Genomic DNA, 425 nt, shown 5'->3' with positions numbered 1-425 from the left:
AGATATCGAGGACGGCCCGGCAATGGACGCCAGGCGTTTCGCGGCGCTGGCCGAAGCCTATGGCGGCAATCTGCGGCGCTGGCCGCAAGCGGAGCGCGAAGCGGCAGCCGCCTTTGCTTCAAGCGAGACAGGCCAGGCCATTTCGCGACGGGCCGACACGCTCGACGCCCTGCTCGACAGTTATGGCGTCGAGCACCCCGGCAAGGCGCTGCACGACACGATCCTGCTGACCGCTGACCGGTACGTCGTCCAGCGCCGGCGTCAGCGCTTCTGGTGGCTGGGGCTGGGGCTCGCCGGCATTGGGCTGGCCGGCGCTATCGCCGGACTGGCCCTGGTGACCGTCGTCACGCCCGAAGTTCAGCCCGACCATTATGTGCTCGACGCCAATGCGACGGCGTTCGGTGATGCGGGGCCCGACACGATCG

General features: G+C 68.9%; 1 protein-coding gene. It reads left to right on the top strand.

Translation table 11 applies throughout. From position 1 onward, the window contains the following. Positions 1–22: 22 nt before the first annotated feature. A partial coding sequence (locus ACWTU8_RS32890) for a hypothetical protein (RefSeq protein ID WP_455851384.1) occupies positions 23–425 on the top strand: 403 nt, incomplete at its 3' end.

It is taken from the genome of Mesorhizobium sp. BHbdii (assembly GCF_053848045.1).
This window is presented reverse-complemented; position numbering and strand designations above follow the sequence as displayed.